The sequence below is a fragment of the Aneurinibacillus aneurinilyticus ATCC 12856 genome (genome assembly GCF_000466385.1).
GTDB classification, from domain to species: domain Bacteria; phylum Bacillota; class Bacilli; order Aneurinibacillales; family Aneurinibacillaceae; genus Aneurinibacillus; species Aneurinibacillus aneurinilyticus.
The window spans coordinates 1-17,008 of sequence record NZ_KE952802.1 but is presented as its reverse complement, the minus strand read 5'-3'; the positions used below and the strand labels follow the sequence as shown (position 1 = coordinate 17,008).

16 protein-coding genes are annotated in these 17,008 nt (G+C 45.3%); all 16 read left to right on the top strand.

What is annotated here, in order from left to right; genetic code table 11:
- Window positions 1–30: 30 nt before the first annotated feature.
- On the top strand, window positions 31–1,971 hold the full coding sequence (ftsH, locus tag HMPREF0083_RS13420) for an ATP-dependent zinc metalloprotease FtsH (protein ID WP_021621984.1): 1,941 nt from the start codon (window positions 31–33) through the stop codon (window positions 1,969–1,971).
- A gap of 197 nt (window positions 1,972–2,168) precedes the next feature.
- A complete protein-coding gene (gene nadA, locus HMPREF0083_RS13415) occupies window positions 2,169–3,116 on the top strand; it encodes a quinolinate synthase NadA (protein ID WP_021621983.1) in 948 nt (315 codons plus the stop codon).
- A 33-nt stretch (window positions 3,117–3,149) separates the two neighbouring features.
- Window positions 3,150–4,775 (top strand): L-aspartate oxidase, encoded by a 1,626-nt coding sequence (nadB, locus tag HMPREF0083_RS13410; protein WP_021621982.1) that lies wholly within the window; start codon window positions 3,150–3,152, stop codon window positions 4,773–4,775.
- Window positions 4,762–5,616 carry a carboxylating nicotinate-nucleotide diphosphorylase gene (gene nadC, locus HMPREF0083_RS13405; RefSeq protein WP_040302744.1) on the top strand — a complete coding sequence of 285 codons (855 nt, stop codon included), beginning with the start codon at window positions 4,762–4,764 and terminating at the stop codon, window positions 5,614–5,616. Before nadB ends, nadC begins: the two co-directional genes overlap by 14 nt.
- Before the next feature lie 12 nt (window positions 5,617–5,628).
- Window positions 5,629–6,396 (top strand): type III pantothenate kinase, encoded by a 768-nt coding sequence (locus tag HMPREF0083_RS13400; protein ID WP_021621980.1) that lies wholly within the window; start codon window positions 5,629–5,631, stop codon window positions 6,394–6,396.
- A gap of 116 nt (window positions 6,397–6,512) precedes the next feature.
- Complete coding sequence (hslO, locus tag HMPREF0083_RS13395) at window positions 6,513–7,388, top strand: Hsp33 family molecular chaperone HslO (protein WP_040302742.1); 876 nt, start codon at window positions 6,513–6,515, stop codon at window positions 7,386–7,388.
- 82 nt (window positions 7,389–7,470) lie between these two features.
- The gene (gene cysK, locus HMPREF0083_RS13390) at window positions 7,471–8,409 is read left to right on the top strand and encodes a cysteine synthase A (protein WP_167331566.1); all 939 of its coding nucleotides are present in this window, start codon (window positions 7,471–7,473) and stop codon (window positions 8,407–8,409) included.
- A gap of 80 nt (window positions 8,410–8,489) precedes the next feature.
- Complete coding sequence (locus tag HMPREF0083_RS13385) at window positions 8,490–10,010, top strand: anthranilate synthase component I family protein (protein WP_021621977.1); 1,521 nt, start codon at window positions 8,490–8,492, stop codon at window positions 10,008–10,010.
- Window positions 10,007–10,591, top strand: a complete 585-nt coding sequence (pabA, locus tag HMPREF0083_RS13380) for an aminodeoxychorismate/anthranilate synthase component II (RefSeq protein WP_021621976.1) — start codon at window positions 10,007–10,009, stop codon at window positions 10,589–10,591. Before HMPREF0083_RS13385 ends, pabA begins: the two co-directional genes overlap by 4 nt.
- Window positions 10,592–10,613: 22 nt before the next feature.
- Window positions 10,614–11,459 carry an aminodeoxychorismate lyase gene (pabC, locus tag HMPREF0083_RS13375; RefSeq protein ID WP_021621975.1) on the top strand — a complete coding sequence of 282 codons (846 nt, stop codon included), beginning with the start codon at window positions 10,614–10,616 and terminating at the stop codon, window positions 11,457–11,459.
- A 32-nt stretch (window positions 11,460–11,491) separates the two neighbouring features.
- Complete coding sequence (folP, locus tag HMPREF0083_RS13370; protein WP_021621974.1) at window positions 11,492–12,331, top strand: dihydropteroate synthase; 840 nt, start codon at window positions 11,492–11,494, stop codon at window positions 12,329–12,331.
- 6 nt (window positions 12,332–12,337) lie between these two features.
- Entirely contained in the window at window positions 12,338–12,712 is a 375-nt protein-coding gene (gene folB / locus HMPREF0083_RS13365) for a dihydroneopterin aldolase (protein ID WP_021621973.1), read from the top strand.
- A complete protein-coding gene (gene folK / locus HMPREF0083_RS13360) occupies window positions 12,705–13,259 on the top strand; it encodes a 2-amino-4-hydroxy-6-hydroxymethyldihydropteridine diphosphokinase (RefSeq protein WP_021621972.1) in 555 nt (184 codons plus the stop codon). The genes folB and folK overlap by 8 nt, the downstream gene beginning before the upstream one ends.
- Window positions 13,260–13,374: 115 nt before the next feature.
- On the top strand, window positions 13,375–14,406 hold the full coding sequence (gene dusB / locus HMPREF0083_RS13355; RefSeq protein ID WP_040302740.1) for a tRNA dihydrouridine synthase DusB: 1,032 nt from the start codon (window positions 13,375–13,377) through the stop codon (window positions 14,404–14,406).
- 191 nt (window positions 14,407–14,597) lie between these two features.
- Entirely contained in the window at window positions 14,598–15,077 is a 480-nt protein-coding gene (gene greA, locus HMPREF0083_RS13350; RefSeq protein WP_021621970.1) for a transcription elongation factor GreA, read from the top strand.
- Between the two features lie 98 nt (window positions 15,078–15,175).
- The gene (gene lysS, locus HMPREF0083_RS13345; protein ID WP_051354656.1) at window positions 15,176–16,708 is read left to right on the top strand and encodes a lysine--tRNA ligase; all 1,533 of its coding nucleotides are present in this window, start codon (window positions 15,176–15,178) and stop codon (window positions 16,706–16,708) included.
- The last annotated feature ends 300 nt before the right edge of the window (window positions 16,709–17,008 follow it).

Here is a 17,008-nt window from a genome sequence, read left to right as displayed (position 1 = left end):
GGTGTTTTTGAGCGCGAGAGGAGGTAAGGAATGAATCGGTTCTTCCGCAATACAGGATTCTATCTGCTAATTATTTTAGTAACGGTTGGGATTGTCAATTTTATTACCAACCAGGGTACGGACACATCGAAAATCCCTTACAACGAGTTCCGTCAGTACCTTAACCAGGGAAAGGTTGCCGAACTGCAGATTCGTCCTGACCGAGGTACATATTATATTCAGGGTAAGTTGAAGGACCAGACTCCCTTCTATACGAATGGGCCGCTTTATGACAATCAACAGTTGCTTACACGGATAGAAGAAGCGAATCTGGCGAAAGAAGAGTATCTAGAACAGAAAGGTGATTCTGTCTGGCTTACTTTTCTTACCTCGATTATTCCTTTTGTTATTATCTTTATCTTGTTCTTCTTCCTGCTGAATCAGGCCCAGGGCGGCGGCAGCAGGGTTATGAACTTCGGCAAGAGTAAAGCCAAGTTGTATAATGATGAGAAGAAGAAGGTTACTTTCAATGATGTAGCCGGAGCGGATGAAGAAAAAGCCGAACTGGTGGAAGTTGTAGAATTCTTGAAAGACCCACGTAAATTCGCAACATTGGGGGCACGTATTCCGAAAGGGGTTCTGCTTGTCGGTCCTCCAGGTACCGGTAAAACCCTTCTGGCTCGTGCAGTTGCAGGAGAAGCGGGCGTACCTTTCTTCAGCATTAGTGGTTCTGACTTCGTTGAAATGTTCGTCGGTGTCGGTGCTTCCCGTGTTCGGGACTTGTTTGAAAATGCGAAGAAAAATGCTCCATGCATTATCTTTATTGATGAGATTGATGCAGTGGGTCGTCAACGTGGCGCCGGCCTTGGCGGTGGACATGATGAACGTGAACAAACGCTTAATCAATTGCTTGTTGAGATGGATGGCTTTGGAGCAAATGAAGGTATTATCATCGTTGCTGCAACCAACCGTCCGGACATTCTGGACCCGGCCCTGTTGCGTCCGGGCCGCTTTGACCGTCAAATTACAGTAGACCGTCCTGATGTGAAGGGACGGGAAGCGGTGCTGCACGTACACGCGCGCAATAAGCCGCTTGCGGAAGGCGTTGATCTTGATATTATCGCCCGTCGCACACCGGGCTTTACAGGTGCTGACCTTGAGAATCTGTTGAATGAAGCAGCATTGCTTGCTGCAAGACGGAATAAACGTAAGATTGATATGACAGATGTGGATGAAGCGATTGACCGTGTTATCGCTGGACCGGCCAAGAAATCTCGTGTCATCAGTGATGATGAGAAGAGGCTTGTGGCATATCATGAAGCAGGTCATACGATCTGTGGTTATTTCTTAAAAAATGCCGATATGGTTCATAAAGTAACCATTATTCCTCGAGGCAGCGCGGGTGGATACACTGTTATGCTGCCCAAAGAAGATCGATTCTTCGCCACTAGGTCTGACCTGTTGGATAAGATCGTGGGTCTGCTTGGCGGACGTGTAGCTGAGGAGCTTGTACTGAAGGAAATTAGCACAGGTGCCCATAATGATTTTGAACGTGCTACAGGCATTGCACGTCGTATGGTTATGGAGTTCGGGATGAGTGCGAACCTTGGACCAATGCAGTTTGGTCAAAGCCAGGGTCAGGTATTCCTCGGACGCGATTTTGGCCATGAACAGAATTATAGCGATGAGACAGCGCGTCAAATCGACCAGGAAATCCAGACGATTATTCGCGATTGTCATCAGCGTTGTACAGACCTGCTGAATGAGAAGATGGATAAGCTGGAAGCTGTAGCACAAGCGCTTCTTAAGGTTGAGACATTAGATGCTGAACAAATTAAAAGCATTATCGAGACCGGTTCGTTTAATAACAAGGTTGGCGAAGTCGAAGAGGTTACCACTGGAGATGTTAAGGTGCAAATCACTGGTAAGTCGGAAGATATTGCACCGACACCGGGGATCGATAGTGAAGAACGCGATAGAAGCGACACATAAGAATATGAGTAAAGCCTCCCTTTTTTGTAGGGGGGCTTTTTGTATTTATTAATAATGCTTAATTTAAATACGGTGGCATGTGTTTGCCTTTCTTTAGGAGTGTACAACCTCTTGATTTAACGGTATGATACAGATATTCTGATAGTTGTCTCGAAGGCACTTAATACCTTAAGGATTTACAACGGAGGTTGCTTATTATGGAAGCGTTAGCTTTAGCGAAGAAAGAACAGCGAAACCAGGAGTTACGGGAGAAAATTATGCGTCTGAAAAAAGAAAGAAATGCAATTATTCTTGCCCATTACTACCAACGTCCTGAAATTCAAGAGATTGCGGATTTTCTCGGTGATTCATTTGGTCTTGCACAAAAAGCAGCAACTACGGATGCTGATGTTATTGTGTTCTGCGGCGTTCACTTTATGGGTGAAAGCGCTAAAATTTTGAACATGGACAAGACTGTGTTGATTCCGGATGAGCGTGCCGGTTGTCCGATGGCGGATATGGTAAACGTAAGCGGATTGAAAAAGCTGAAAGCCCAGCATCCGAATGCGAAGGTAGTAGCATACATCAATACATCAGCTGATGTCAAAGCAGAAACAGATATCTGCTGTACATCGTCGAATGCCAAAAATGTTATCGAATCGATTGATGCAGAAGAAATTATCTGGGTACCGGATAAGAACCTTGGACACTGGGTTTCGCAGTTCACAGACAAGAAAATGATTATCTGGGAAGGATACTGTAATACGCATGACCAGTTGACAGTAGATGATGTTCGCAAGTTAAAGGAAGAGTATCCTGAGGCGCAATTTGTTGTGCATCCAGAATGCCGTCCTGAAGTTGTAGCAATGGGAGACTTCGTTGGTAGTACCACCGGTATTCTTAAATATTGTCGTGAATCAAATCACAAACAATTTATCGTAGGAACTGAGGATGGAGTAGGATACAAATTGCATGCGGACAGCCCGGATAAAGAGTTTATCTTTGCTTCGAAGTACCTGGTTTGCCCGAATATGAAGGTTAATAACCTGAAAAAAATCGCTGATTGTTTGGAAACGATGCAACCGCAGATTTATGTGCCGGAAGAAATTGCGGATAATGCTCGGGCTTCCCTTGAACGCATGCTGTCTGTGGAAGCAGTTCAGTAAACGACGAAGGATGCAGAAAGAAGGGTAAGTTAGATGGTACCACGCTATGTCATTGATTTTAAGTTAACCGAGCTTGAGAGGTATAAAACAGATGTACTCATTATTGGTTCCGGGATTGCAGGTCTTTATACTGCACTGAAAATCAGTGAGAATAAGGATGTCATTTTACTTAGTAAAACCGCACTGACCCAGAGCAATACCCGTTATGCACAGGGTGGTATTGCTGCTGTTACTGCTGAGTCGGATTCACCAGAGCTGCATAGGCAGGATACTTTGATTGCCGGCGCAGGTATTTGTTTGAATGAAGCGGTGGAAGTACTGGTCAATGAAGGGCCTTCCTGTATTACGGATTTAATTCACTATGGAACCAAATTTGATGAAGAGGACGGGGTTTTTGCTCTAACAAAAGAAGGTGCTCACAGTCAGCGACGTATCCTTCATGCCCAGGGAGATGCGACAGGCGCGGAGATTGTGCGGGCTCTTTCGAAGTGTGCGCTATCGAATGAGAAGATTACGATTTTGGAGAACCACTTTACGCTTGATCTAGTAACTCATCAGGGAGAATGTATAGGTGCGCTTGTCCGCAAGCCAGACGGACAAGTTATCTATATACGTGCTAATGCCATTGTATTGGCGACCGGCGGAGCCGGTCAATTGTATCGTTATACCACCAACCCGGAAATCGCCACGGGAGATGGGATGGCCATGGCATACCGGGCTGGTGCCTATATTAAAGACGTGGAATTTATCCAGTTCCATCCAACAGCGTTATGTTACCCAGGTGCTCCCCGTTTTCTCATATCTGAAGCTGTACGCGGTGAGGGAGCTGTCCTGCGTAATATAAAGGGAGAGCGTTTTATGGAGAAATATCATCCATTGAAAGAATTGGCTCCCCGGGACGTAGTTGCGCGCGCAATTGTGTCTGAAATGGAATCAACTGGGTCCACGTTCGTTTACTTGGATATTACCCACGAATCCGAAGAATTAATCAAACATCGGTTTCCTACTATTTATAAAGTTTGTCTTCGCTATGGACTGGATATGGTTACGGACTGGATCCCGGTTGCGCCTGCCGCTCACTACATTATGGGAGGCATTAAAACTGATTTATATGGCGAGACTTCGACCAAGCGTCTATTTGCCTGCGGGGAAGTATCTTGCACAGGTGTTCATGGTGCAAATCGTCTGGCCAGTAATTCGTTGGCGGAGGCTCTGGTATTCGGACGCCGTATTGCTGAAAGAATAGGGCAGTTGGAAGATATTGACGATGAAGTACCTGCAGTATCCTTTTCGTTAATGCGCCAACAGACGATGAACAATGATACAGTGATGGAACGCAAGCTTCGTTTACAGAAGCTGATGCTTACGCATGTAGGTTTGAAGCGTGGCGAGAAAGGACTGACTAAGGCCGTACGAGAACTGGAACGCTATGTAAAGGCATTCCGCATGAAAGTGGAAAAAACGGAAGAGATGGAGTATCTGAATCTGTTAACATGCGCATGCCTGGTTGCAAACGCAGCATTATTTAGGAAAGAAAGCCGTGGAGGTCACTACCGGGAAGACTTTTCGAAGCGGGATGATGTTATATGGCGAAAGCATATTGTGCAGTCGATCGAAGATGGGGTTTTAGAGGAGAGAAATGCAAATGAAGATAAATGAGCAACTGTTGGAGCGGCAGATTGAGGCGTGGCTTCAAGAAGATATCGGCTTTGGAGATGTAACGAGCCTTTCAACAGTGTCTGAGAACCTAGAAGGGATAGGTATCCTGTATGCTAAACAATCTGGTGTGATTGCGGGACTGACTGTAGCCGAGCGTGTGTTTTCATTTGTCGACGCTGAGCTTGTTTTTTCACCGAAAGTGGCGGAAGGTGCCTTCGTTGAGAGGGGAGCAGTTATCGCACAGGTGGAAGGTCGTGTGCGGAGTGTGCTGGGCGGCGAACGTCTTGCGCTTAATTTATTGCAACGTTTATCAGGTATCGCCACAATGACGAGCAGGTACGTGGAAAAAGTGCGGAGAGTAAGTGAAAAAGTTCGCATTGTTGATACGCGCAAAACAACGCCGGGTTTGCGTATGCTTGAGAAATATGCGGTAACAATCGGTGGAGGGCATAATCATCGTCTCGGACTGTTTGATGCGGTCATGATTAAAGATAATCATATTAAAGCGGCAGGCGGTATACATGAGGCTATATCGCATGCTCGTGCTGCAATTCCACATACTATGCGGGTTGAGGTAGAAGTAGAGACGCTCGCACAGCTCGAGGAAGCGATCGCGGCGAAGCCGGATATTATTATGCTGGACAATATGGATACGAAAACGATGACAGAGGCCGTACGGCGTGTTGCTGGCCGTATGATTGTTGAAGCCTCTGGCGGCGTTAATCTTGATACTGTTGAAGAAATAGCTGCTACCGGCGTTGATGTTATTTCTGTAGGCAGCCTTACACATTCTGTAACGGCGCTGGATATTAGTCTGGACTTGAATGAAAGAAAAAGATAGGGCAGGGATTCGATGCTATTTGTCATTGATGTAGGGAACACAAATATTGTGCTTGGCGTGTATGAAGGTGACGAATTAAAACATAATTGGCGCATTAGCACAGATCGAGGAAAGACGGATGATGAATTCGGTATGCTGGTGAAGAGCCTTTTTGCCGACAAGGGCATGACTTTCGCGGATATCGAAGGCATTATTATTTCTTCCGTCGTTCCGCCGTTGATGTTCTCACTTGAAAAAATGTGCCGCAAATATTTCGATATTAAACCGATGGTAATCGGGCCGGGCTTGAAGACGGGATTGAATATTAAGGCGGAGAATCCACGAGAGCTCGGTGCAGACAGGATTGTGAATGCCGTAGCTGCCATTCATCATTATGGAACTCCGCTAATTATTGTAGACTTTGGTACAGCCACTACGCTATGCTTTGTTGATGAGCAGGGTGGTTATCATGGAGGAGCGATTGCCCCGGGGATTGGCATTTCTACCGAAGCGTTATACAGCCGGGCTGCCAAGCTGCCTCGTATTGAATTAATAAAGCCACCGAGCGTTATCGGTCGCAATACGATTCATGCTATGCAATCGGGTATCATTTATGGTTTTGTCGGACAGGTAGATGAGCTAGTGCGCCGCATGAAGATGGAGTCGGATAAAAAACCAAATGTTATAGCTACCGGCGGGTTAGCTGAACTTATTGGCAGTGAGTCGAATGAAATCGATATCGTCGACCCATGGTTAACGGTGAAAGGTTTGCGGCTGATTTATGATCGCAATAAGAAGTAAAGAAAAGGCGGGATGACTCCCGTCTTTTCTTATTACTTCTCTATTTGTGGTACACTAATGAGTATGAGCGCGAGAATGAATATTCTCGACATTCCAAGGAAGAAAGAGGAAGAATGATGAATGATTATTTAATCCGCGGGATTGCGTATGATGGATTCGTGCGCGCATTTGCTGTTCGCACTACAGATACAGTACGAGAAATTCAACGTCGTCTGGATACCTGGCCGATCGTAAGTGCAGCGGTAGGGCGCACGGTTTCGGGTGCGGCTATGATGGGAGCAATGCTAAAAGGTAATGAACGCCTGACCATCGTAGTGCGAGGGAATGGACCAGCGGGACAAATTGTAGCGGATGCCAACGCAAAAGGAGAGGTACGTGGCTATGTGCACAATCCGCATATTCATTATGATGAGATGAATGAGAAGGGCAAGCTTGATGTCAGGCGGGTTGTGGGAACAGAAGGAAGTATTACCGTTACGAAAGATTTGGGACTAAAAGAGCCATATCAAGGTACAAGTCCTATTGTATCTGGTGAAATTGGAGAAGATTTAACATATTATCTTACGGTATCCGAACAGGTTCCTTCAGCTGTCGGAGTTGGTGTACTGGTGAATCCTGATAACACAGTGAAAGCCTCCGGTGGTTTTATTATTCAGTTAATGCCTAACACACCGGAAGACATCATTGCCAAGTTGGAGAATACACTCTCCTCTATTCGCCCAGTGTCCACTATGATTGATGAGGGGCTATCTCCAGAGGAGATTTTGCACGAAATTCTGGGCACAGAATTTACCCTGCTAGATAAGCATGAAGTCGTATTTAGCTGTCATTGCTCGCTCGAACGGATAAATCGGGCGCTCATCAGCCTGGGTAAAGAAGAGCTCGACGCCATGATAGAGGAGCAAGGAGAGGCAGAGATTACGTGTCATTTCTGTAATGAAAGATACCATCTGAATGAAGAGGACTTAAGGAATCTTCGCACAAATTTGTAAGGGACAATTGACGTTTCTATAGGTCGATTGATATAATATTTATAAAACCTATTTAATTAGTGGGATTTGGTGAGGAGGAGTTTTGATGCGGGTAGCTCAGTCCATTACCGATTTAATTGGGTATACACCGTTAGTGAAGTTGAATCGAGTAACAGAAGCAGATGAAGCAAACATTTACTTAAAGCTAGAATTTTTTAATCCGGGCAGTAGTGTAAAAGATCGTATCGCTCTGGCAATGATTGAGACGGCGGAAAAAGAGGGCGCATTGAAGGAAGGTATGACCGTTGTAGAACCGACAAGCGGTAATACAGGCATTGGTCTTGCGATGGTAGCAGCGGCAAAAGGGTATCGTGCCGTTCTGGTTATGCCGGATACAATGAGTATGGAGCGACGCAACCTGCTTCGCGCATATGGCGCGGAACTGGTGCTTACACCGGGTGTAGAAGGAATGGGAGGCGCTATTCGCAAAGCGGAAGAGTTGGTTCGTGAGAATAAAGACTACTTTATTCCACAGCAGTTCAAGAATCCCGCCAATCCGCAGATTCATCGCGAGACAACCGGTAAAGAATTGTTAGAGCAGGCTGAGCAAATTGGAGGCGCTCATGCATTTATCTCGGGAGTCGGTACTGGAGGAACAATTACTGGTGCCGGTGAAGTATTGAAAGAGAAATATCCGGATATTAGTATTGTGGCTGTCGAACCGGCTGCATCGCCTGTACTATCCGGTGGAAAGCCTGGGCCACACAAAATTCAAGGCATCGGCGCAGGATTTGTACCGGATACGCTGAATACAGAAATATACGATGAGATCATTAAAGTGGAGAATGAAGATGCGTTTGCTACAGCCCGTTTAGTGGCTAGAAAAGAAGGAATCCTTGGTGGTATTTCTTCCGGTGCGGCTATTTATGCAGCCAAGCAAGTAGCAAAAAAGCTGGGGCCTGGTAAAAATGTTATTGTCATCATCCCAAGCAACGGTGAAAGATATTTAAGCACCCCTCTTTATCAATTTGACGAAGAGTGAGTATAATAAAGAGAGAAAGCCCTTGTCTCATTGGAGCAAGGGCTTATTTTGCGCAAGGGATAACAGATGGAGGGAAATGAGTGAGAAAGCCTGAAGAATGGACTAAGCAATGGCTTACACAATATGAACGCGTACCGCTGTGGCAAAAAATAAAGTGGACGAGTCAGGACCCATGGCGGCTATATAAGAGCTTGCAGAAGCAAAGTGCATACGCTTTTATTCTGGAAAGTGGAAGGATTGGTCGTTATACGTATGTAGGAATGGATGCAGTGGCTTCTCTGGCATACAAGAATGGCCAAGTAAGCGAGAACGGAAAATCCTTTTCTCCTGTGCTGTCGGATCCGATGGCTACGGTACGTCGGTGGATGGGACATGAATTCTCCCCAAGTGCAGGGGAGATGGCCCAGGCTGGACTGCCGGATTGGACAGGAGGTTCGGTTGGTTATATAAGCTATGATATGGGACGTTACTATGAGATGTTGCCCCGCGCGGCAGAAGATGATCTAAAACTGCCGGACGTTTATTTGATGCTGGTGGAACAGCTATACGCTTTTGATCATGAGACAGGTGATGTGTTTATTATCGTTCACGTTGGAGAGCGGGCTAGTCTGGGTATGATCGAACAAGCAGAAAAACGGCTGCGGGAAATGAAAGAAATGCTTGAGGTAACAAAAGGTAAAATAGAAGAGTCTCCTGTGCTGCATATTGAAGAAATGGAAGAGGATTTTTTAGGAGAAGTAACCACATCATTTGAACAGGCGGATTTTGAACATGCTGTCAGACGGGTACAGGAATATATCGCAGCAGGTGATGTATTTCAAGTAAATTTGTCGGTTCGCCAGACAAGGAAAACAGATGCGGAAGCCGAAGAAATATACGAAGTATTACGCACCATTAACCCATCACCCTATATGGGATTAATCAGGTTTCCAGAGTTTCAGCTTGTTTCCGCATCTCCCGAACTTTTGCTACAGGTAAAGGGAAACCGGCTTAGCACACGTCCGATTGCAGGTACGCGTCGCCGTGGTCGCACGGAGGAAGAGGATGCAGCCCTCGTACGGGAATTGTTGGAAAATGAGAAGGAAGTTGCTGAACATATTATGCTGGTTGATTTGGAACGAAATGACTTAGGACGTGTGAGTCGTTTCGGAACGGTACACGTCGATGAGCTTATGGCGGTGGAAAAGTATTCGCATGTTATGCATATTGTCTCCAATGTTGTAGGTGAGATGATGGAAGATAAGGATATGTATGATGCAATTATTGCGGCATTTCCAGGTGGTACAATTACTGGGGCTCCAAAGGTACGAACGATGGAAATTATTGAGGAATTGGAAAGGGTGACAAGAGGGCCATACACGGGTTCTATGTGTGTGCTGGGTTTTGACGGCAATGCTGTTTGCAACATTATTATTCGAACATTAATCCTGAAAGATGAAGAGGCACATGTGCAAGCTGGAGCAGGAATTGTGATTGACTCCACGCCAAAAGCAGAGTATTATGAATCATTAAAGAAGGCGGAAGTGTTATGGAAGTCGCTTTCTTTAGCTGAAGCCAAACGAAGAGTTGAGAAGAGTATGAGAGAGGGGAGTCGAGTATGATTGTAATGATTGATAGCTATGATTCGTTTACGTACAATCTGGTACAGTATTTAGGGGAAATGGGAGAGGAGCTGCATGTCGTGCGCAACGATCAGCTTACGTGCGACGAGATTGCTGAGCTGGCACCCTCCTATCTTATGATTTCGCCGGGACCATGCACACCGAATGAAGCAGGAATTAGTCTCGAAGCGATAGAGCGGTTTGCAGGCAAGATTCCAGTTTTTGGCGTTTGCTTAGGACACCAGTCCATCGCTCAAGTATTTGGTGGCAACGTTATTCGTGCGGAGCGATTGATGCACGGCAAGACGTCGCAGGTCTTCCATAACGGGAAAGGTATTTTTGCAGGATTGCCTAATCCATTCCGTGCGACTCGCTATCATTCGCTTATTGTGGAGCGGGAAAGTCTGCCTGATTGTCTGGAGATTACGGCAGAGACAGCAGAAGGTGAAATTATGGCGCTTCGTCACCGTGAATTGCCGGTGGAAGGAGTACAATTCCATCCGGAATCAATTATGACGGAGCATGGCAAACAATTATTGCGCAATTTTTTGACGCATTATGCCCCGCTTAAGAATATATAGATAAAGGAGCAAGGAGCGAATCGTGAAAATATTTCTCGATGGGCGCATTATGGATAGTACGCAAGCTGTGATCTCGCCTTTTGATCACGGCTTTCTTTATGGTCTGGGTTTATTTGAAACAATGCGGGTATATGGAGGACATATCGCGCTTTTGGAACAACATTATCATCGTCTTTGCGAAGCGGCAGAAGAACTGGGTATTGCTGTGACGATGACGCGTGAGGATTTACGGTTTGCGATATTGGAAACATTAAGCGCAAACGGATTGAGCGATGCATATGTGCGGCTTGATCTGACAGCAGGGGATAAAGGATTGGGTCCGTATGCAGGGGTGTATGATGAGCCTCATTGGCTAATTTTCGTCAAACCGCTGCCTGAGTTCCCTCCGTCCTTGTATGAAGCAGGAAAGAAGCTACAGGTACTAAAGCGGCCGCGCAATTCACCGGAAGGGGAGAGGCGTTTCAAGTCCCACCATTACATGAATAATCGTTTCGGTAAAATGGAAATTGGTTCTGAACCGGATGTGGAAGGACTTTTCCTTACGGAGAATGGATGCCTTGCAGAAGGAATTGTGTCTAATCTGTTTTTTGTAGTGGAAGACGTCATTTACACACCTGATGTGAAGACGGGAATTCTGCCTGGAACGAGACGAAACTTTGTCATGGAATTGGCTGAAGCCCATGATTTTACCGTGCAGGAAGGTTGGTATTATATCGAAAATTTGATGGTAGCAGATGAAGTATTCATCACGAATGCTATACAGGAAATCGTGCCGATTCATACAGTGAATGAAACAAGAATTGGACAGGGTACAATAGGAACGGTTACCAAACAACTGCTTGAGTTGTATCGGAGACATATTGTCTGATAGCAAAAGCGCAATGGAGAGGAAGGAGAAGTATGCAGCAAGGAATACAGGCAGGCTCGTATGAATTGCCTGTCCATCAACGAACGCTGGTTATGGGCATTCTCAATATTACACCGGATTCTTTTTCGGATGGAGGTCATCATCATACGCTGGAGCGTGCGCTCGAACATGCCCGTCGGATGGTAAAGGACGGAGCCGATATTATTGATATTGGAGGCGAATCAACGCGCCCTGGTCATGATCCGGTAAGCGTTGAAGAGGAACTGGAACGTGTCATTCCAATTATTGAGAGGTTAACAGATGAAATAGATATTCCACTATCTATCGATACATATAAAGCTGAGGTGGCTCGTCAGGCTGTTCATGCCGGTGCGCGTATTATTAACGACATATGGGGGGGCAAAGCTGATGCCATGATGCCGAAGGTTATGGCAGAATCTGGCCTTCCAGTCATATTGATGCATAATCGTGATAATAAACAATATACGAATTTTGTCAATGATGTGCTGAATGATATAAACGAATGCATTGACCTGGTGAAAGAAGCAGGTGTGGAACATAATAATATCATTCTTGATCCAGGTATTGGATTCGCGAAGACATACAAACACAATCTTGAAATGATGTATCATATGGACAAACTTGTATCACTTGGATACCCGGTGCTATTGGGAACATCACGGAAAATGTTTATAGGAAAAGCGCTTGGCGATATGCCGGTAACGGAGCGGATGGAGGGAACGGCGGCGACCGTGGCGCTCGGTGTAGAACGAGGGTGCCGCATTGTTCGGGTACACGACGTAAAGCCGATCGTGCGTGTCTGCCGCATGATGGATGCGATGCTATATGGCTGGCAGCAACAGAAGGAGTGAGGCTAAATGGACAAGATTTTGTTTAATAAGATGGAGTTCTGGGGCTATCATGGCGCTTTCAAGGAAGAGAACAAGCTTGGACAGCGCTTCTATGTAGATTTGGAGCTTTATTTTGATTTATCGAAGGCCGGCCGTAGTGATAATCTGGAAGATACAGTGAACTATGCGGATATTTATAAGACGGTGCAGCAGATTGTTGAGAAGGAAAAATACGAATTGGTGGAAGCTATTGCGGAGCGTTTGGCAACGAAAATTCTTGATGGCTATATGATAATTGATGAAGTGCTTGTCCGTGTAACTAAGCCGGATCCTCCAATACCAGGTCATTACGAATCTGTAGCAATAGAGATTCGGCGCAGTCGGGCGGGACATAATGCATAATCGGCTAAACCGGGCATTTCTAGGTCTGGGTTCAAATATTGGTGATAGGAAATATACTCTTGGGAGAGCAGTGCATCTGATTCATCAAGTAACCGAGATAGAGGTTCTGCAAAGCTCTTCCCTTTATGAAACCGATCCGGTGGGGTATACAGAGCAGGACGTATTTCTGAATATCGCAATCGAAATTGAGACATCGCTACCCCCGGAGGAATTGTTGACTCATATGCAGAGAATTGAAACATTGCTGGGGAGAACACGTATGATTCGCTGGGGCCCGCGCACGTTGGATATTGATATTCTGTTGTATGGACATGAGTATATTCACCATGGAGATTTACAAGTTCCGCATCCGAGGATGATGGAGCGCGCGTTTGTTTTAGTTCCACTCGCTGAGATTGCACCAGAAGCCCCCATTGCATACAAAACGGGGGAAGAAGTTCGCTATACAAGTGTAGAGGATGCACTAGAGAAGCTGGAGGACACAGAAGGTGTGCGGCAGTGTGGAAAGCTTGTCTGGAAACATGTGGTTGAAGAACGAAAAGGATGAAAATAGTTGAAATGAAAAAAACGTATGATAAAATAGGGAAATAATTAACGGCTTTTTTGCTTATACAAGGAATAGCCCGTGCTTTTTACACAAAGTATATGTGGAAGGTGGAAATATGGCTAACCTAAAAATTGGAAACGTCGAGCTTAAGAATAACGTGGTACTCGCTCCGATGGCTGGTGTATGTAATCCGGCTTTTCGCCTGATTGCCAAGGAATTCGGAACGGGACTGGTTTGCGCTGAGATGGTTAGCGATAAAGGAATTGTTCACGGAAATAAGAAGACGCTTGAGATGCTGTATGTAGATGAGCGCGAGAAGCCATTGAGCTTACAGATTTTTGGCGGTGACAGAGAAACGCTAGTGAAAGCGGCGAAGTACGTGGATGATCATACAAATGCTGATATTATCGATATTAATATGGGCTGTCCAGTGCCGAAAATCGTTAGTTGTGATGCCGGAGCACGATGGTTACTTGATCCGGGTAAAATCGAAGAAATGGTATCTGCCGTAGTGGAGAACGTATCGAAGCCAGTTACGGTAAAGATGCGTATCGGCTGGGATGAGGACCATATCTACGTAGTGGAGAATGCCAAAGCGGTAGAACGTGCAGGTGGTCAGGCTATCGCCGTTCATGGCAGAACGCGTGTGCAGATGTATCAGGGCACTGCGAACTGGGATTATATCCGTCAGGCGAAAGAAGCTGTTAGCATACCGGTTATCGGTAACGGAGACGTAGCCACACCGGAAGATGCAAAGCGCATGATTGAACAAACGGGCTGTGATGGCGTGATGATTGGGCGTGCAGCCCTGGGCAATCCGTGGATGCTGTACCGCACGGTTGAGTATCTTACGAAGGGTGAACTGCCGACAGAGCCAACGCCACGTGAAAAGATTGAAATAGCGTTGCTGCATCTTGATCGCCTGATTAAGGTGAAGGGTGAGAAGGTTGCTGTTCTGGAGATGCGTAAGCATGCGGCCTGGTATCTCAAAGGCTTACCGGCATCAGCGCATATCCGTGATGAAGTTAATGTACAGGAAACGCGGGAAGGTATGGCTAATCTTTTGTTATCCTATCTTGAAAGAGTGGAAGCGAAGGCCGCAGAATATGAAAGCAAACGTCAGCAGGAGAAGGTAGAGGCGGTATAACCGTAGGATTTGACATTTAGTCAAAGGCTACCATATAATACCTTCATATCTGCATGAGAAACTGCCAGTGCATGCACTGGCAGTTTCATATATGTTTGTTAATTGCATAAAAAATACAATTTTATCATACACTCTACGATACATCAGGCGTACGAAAACAATAGAATGGATTATGATGGGGGAATGCGAAGATGGCTGAAAAAGAAGTAATTTTAACAGCAGCGGGCTTGCAGAAGCTCGAAGAAGAACTTGAACAGTTAAAGACGGTGAAACGCCGTCAAGTAGCTGAACGTATCAAAGAAGCGATTAGCTTTGGAGACCTGTCTGAGAACTCAGAGTATGAAGAAGCAAAGAATGAGCAGGCCTTCATTGAGGGACGCATTATCACGCTGGAAAAAATGCTGCGCAACGCACGCGTTATTACCGGCGAAGAACTGGATACTGGAATAGTGAGCATTGGTTCTACCGTAAGGGTAAAAGACCTGGAGTTCAATGAGGAAATGGAGTTCAAGATTGTAGGTTCTGCAGAATCTGATCCGATGCAAAACAAAATTTCCAACGAATCGCCGGTTGGATTGGCTTTGATTGGCAAATCAAAAGGCTCAACGGTTGATGTAAACGTTCCCGCAGGCGTTGTACGCTACGAAATTCTTGAGATTAAAGTAGACTAAATGTCTGTTTTTGGCTAAGCTCCTTCGATTTCGTAGGAGCTTTTAGCCAGTTTTAGGCTAAAATGAAGGTAAAAGACTTTGAGGAGTTGAACGTAAGCATGTCTCGACAAGAAGAATTAAGCGAACTGGAACAAATTCGGCGTGAAAAGCTACATACATTGCGTGAAAACGGAGTGGATCCGTTCGGCAAAAAGTTTGAACGTTCCCATACAGCCAAAGAGATCATAGATACGTATGGAGAGCTTGAGAAAGAACGGTTGGACGAGCAAGGGATTAAAGTGTCGATTGCAGGCCGGATGATGGCGAAGCGTGGTCAAGGAAAAGCCGGGTTTGCCCATCTACAGGATCAAAGTGGCCGCATTCAGATTTATGTACGGCAGGATCAGATTGGAGAACAAGCTTACAATATGTTTAAGCTGTGTGATATTGGAGATATTCTTGGTGTAACTGGAATTATTTTTAAAACAAAAACCGGAGAGACAAGTGTTAAAGCACAAGAAGTCACTTTATTGGGTAAGTCTCTTCGTCCGTTGCCCGAGAAGTTCCACGGACTAAAAGATGTGGAAACTCGTTACCGTAAACGCTACCTCGATATGATCATGAATCCGAACGTAAAGGATACGTTTATCGCCCGTAGCTTAATTTTGCAATCAATGCGTCGCTATTTGGACGAGCGTGGTTATCTTGAGGTGGAAACACCGACTATGCACAGCATTCCGGGGGGAGCTGCGGCACGTCCTTTTGTTACACATCATAACGCTTTGGATATGCGTCTATATATGCGTATTGCAACAGAATTACATCTAAAGCGCTTGATTGTGGGAGGCCTTGAAAAAGTATATGAAATTGGTCGCATTTTCCGGAATGAGGGAATTTCTACACGCCATAATCCGGAATTTACTTCAATTGAGTTGTATGAGGCATATGCGGATTATAAAGATATTATGCGCTTAACAGAAGAATTGGTTGCGCATATTGCGCAGGATGTATTTGGTACAACGCTATTTAATTATCAGGGACATGAAGTAGAGTTGAAGCCTCAGTGGAAGAGAATTCATATGGTAGAAGCCATTAAAGAAGTGACAGGTGTAGACTTCTGGCCACAAATGAGCGATGAAGAAGCGGTGGAGCTTGCGAAAAAACACAATGTTCCAGTGCCGCCAGGAGCTAAATATGGTCATATTGTTAATGAGTTTTTCGAGCATTTTGTGGAAGAAAAGCTTATTCAGCCAACGTTTATTTATGGACATCCGGTTGAAGTATCGCCGCTTGCGAAGAAAAACGAAGAAGATCTACGCTTTACAGACCGTTTTGAGCTATTCATTGTAGGACGTGAGCATGCTAATGCATTTACTGAGTTAAATGATCCGATCGATCAGCGTCAACGATTTGAAGCGCAACTTTTGGAGAGGGAAGCCGGAAATGACGAAGCTCACATGATGGATGAGGATTTTCTGGAATCATTGGAATATGGTATGCCTCCAACAGGTGGATTAGGAATTGGGATTGATCGTTTGGTAATGCTGCTTACTGATTCTCCGTCGATTCGTGATGTGCTGCTGTTCCCGCTCATGCGTGAACGCACAGTAGCGGAGGAAGAAGCAGAAGAAGAAGCTACAGAAGAATCATAGTATGGTATAGAAGAGAGGCAAGTGTAAAAGCTTGCCTCTTTTTTGGAATGTAGCTATAGAAGAAAAGATGTTGCCTGGACTAAATTATTTATTAATAAAATAAAAATAAAGGCTTGCTTTTCAGCTTGTCCGCATGATATATTGGTTAAGTCGCTTTTGAGAGCGGCACATAAAATTTTGTTGAGAAGTAAAAATAAAAAAGTTGTTGACAAAAAAGGTTATCCGTAATAAGATAAAGAAGTCGCCGCTGAGACGCGGTGAAGTATGAAAGAAAAGTTCCTTGAAAACTGAACAGTAACA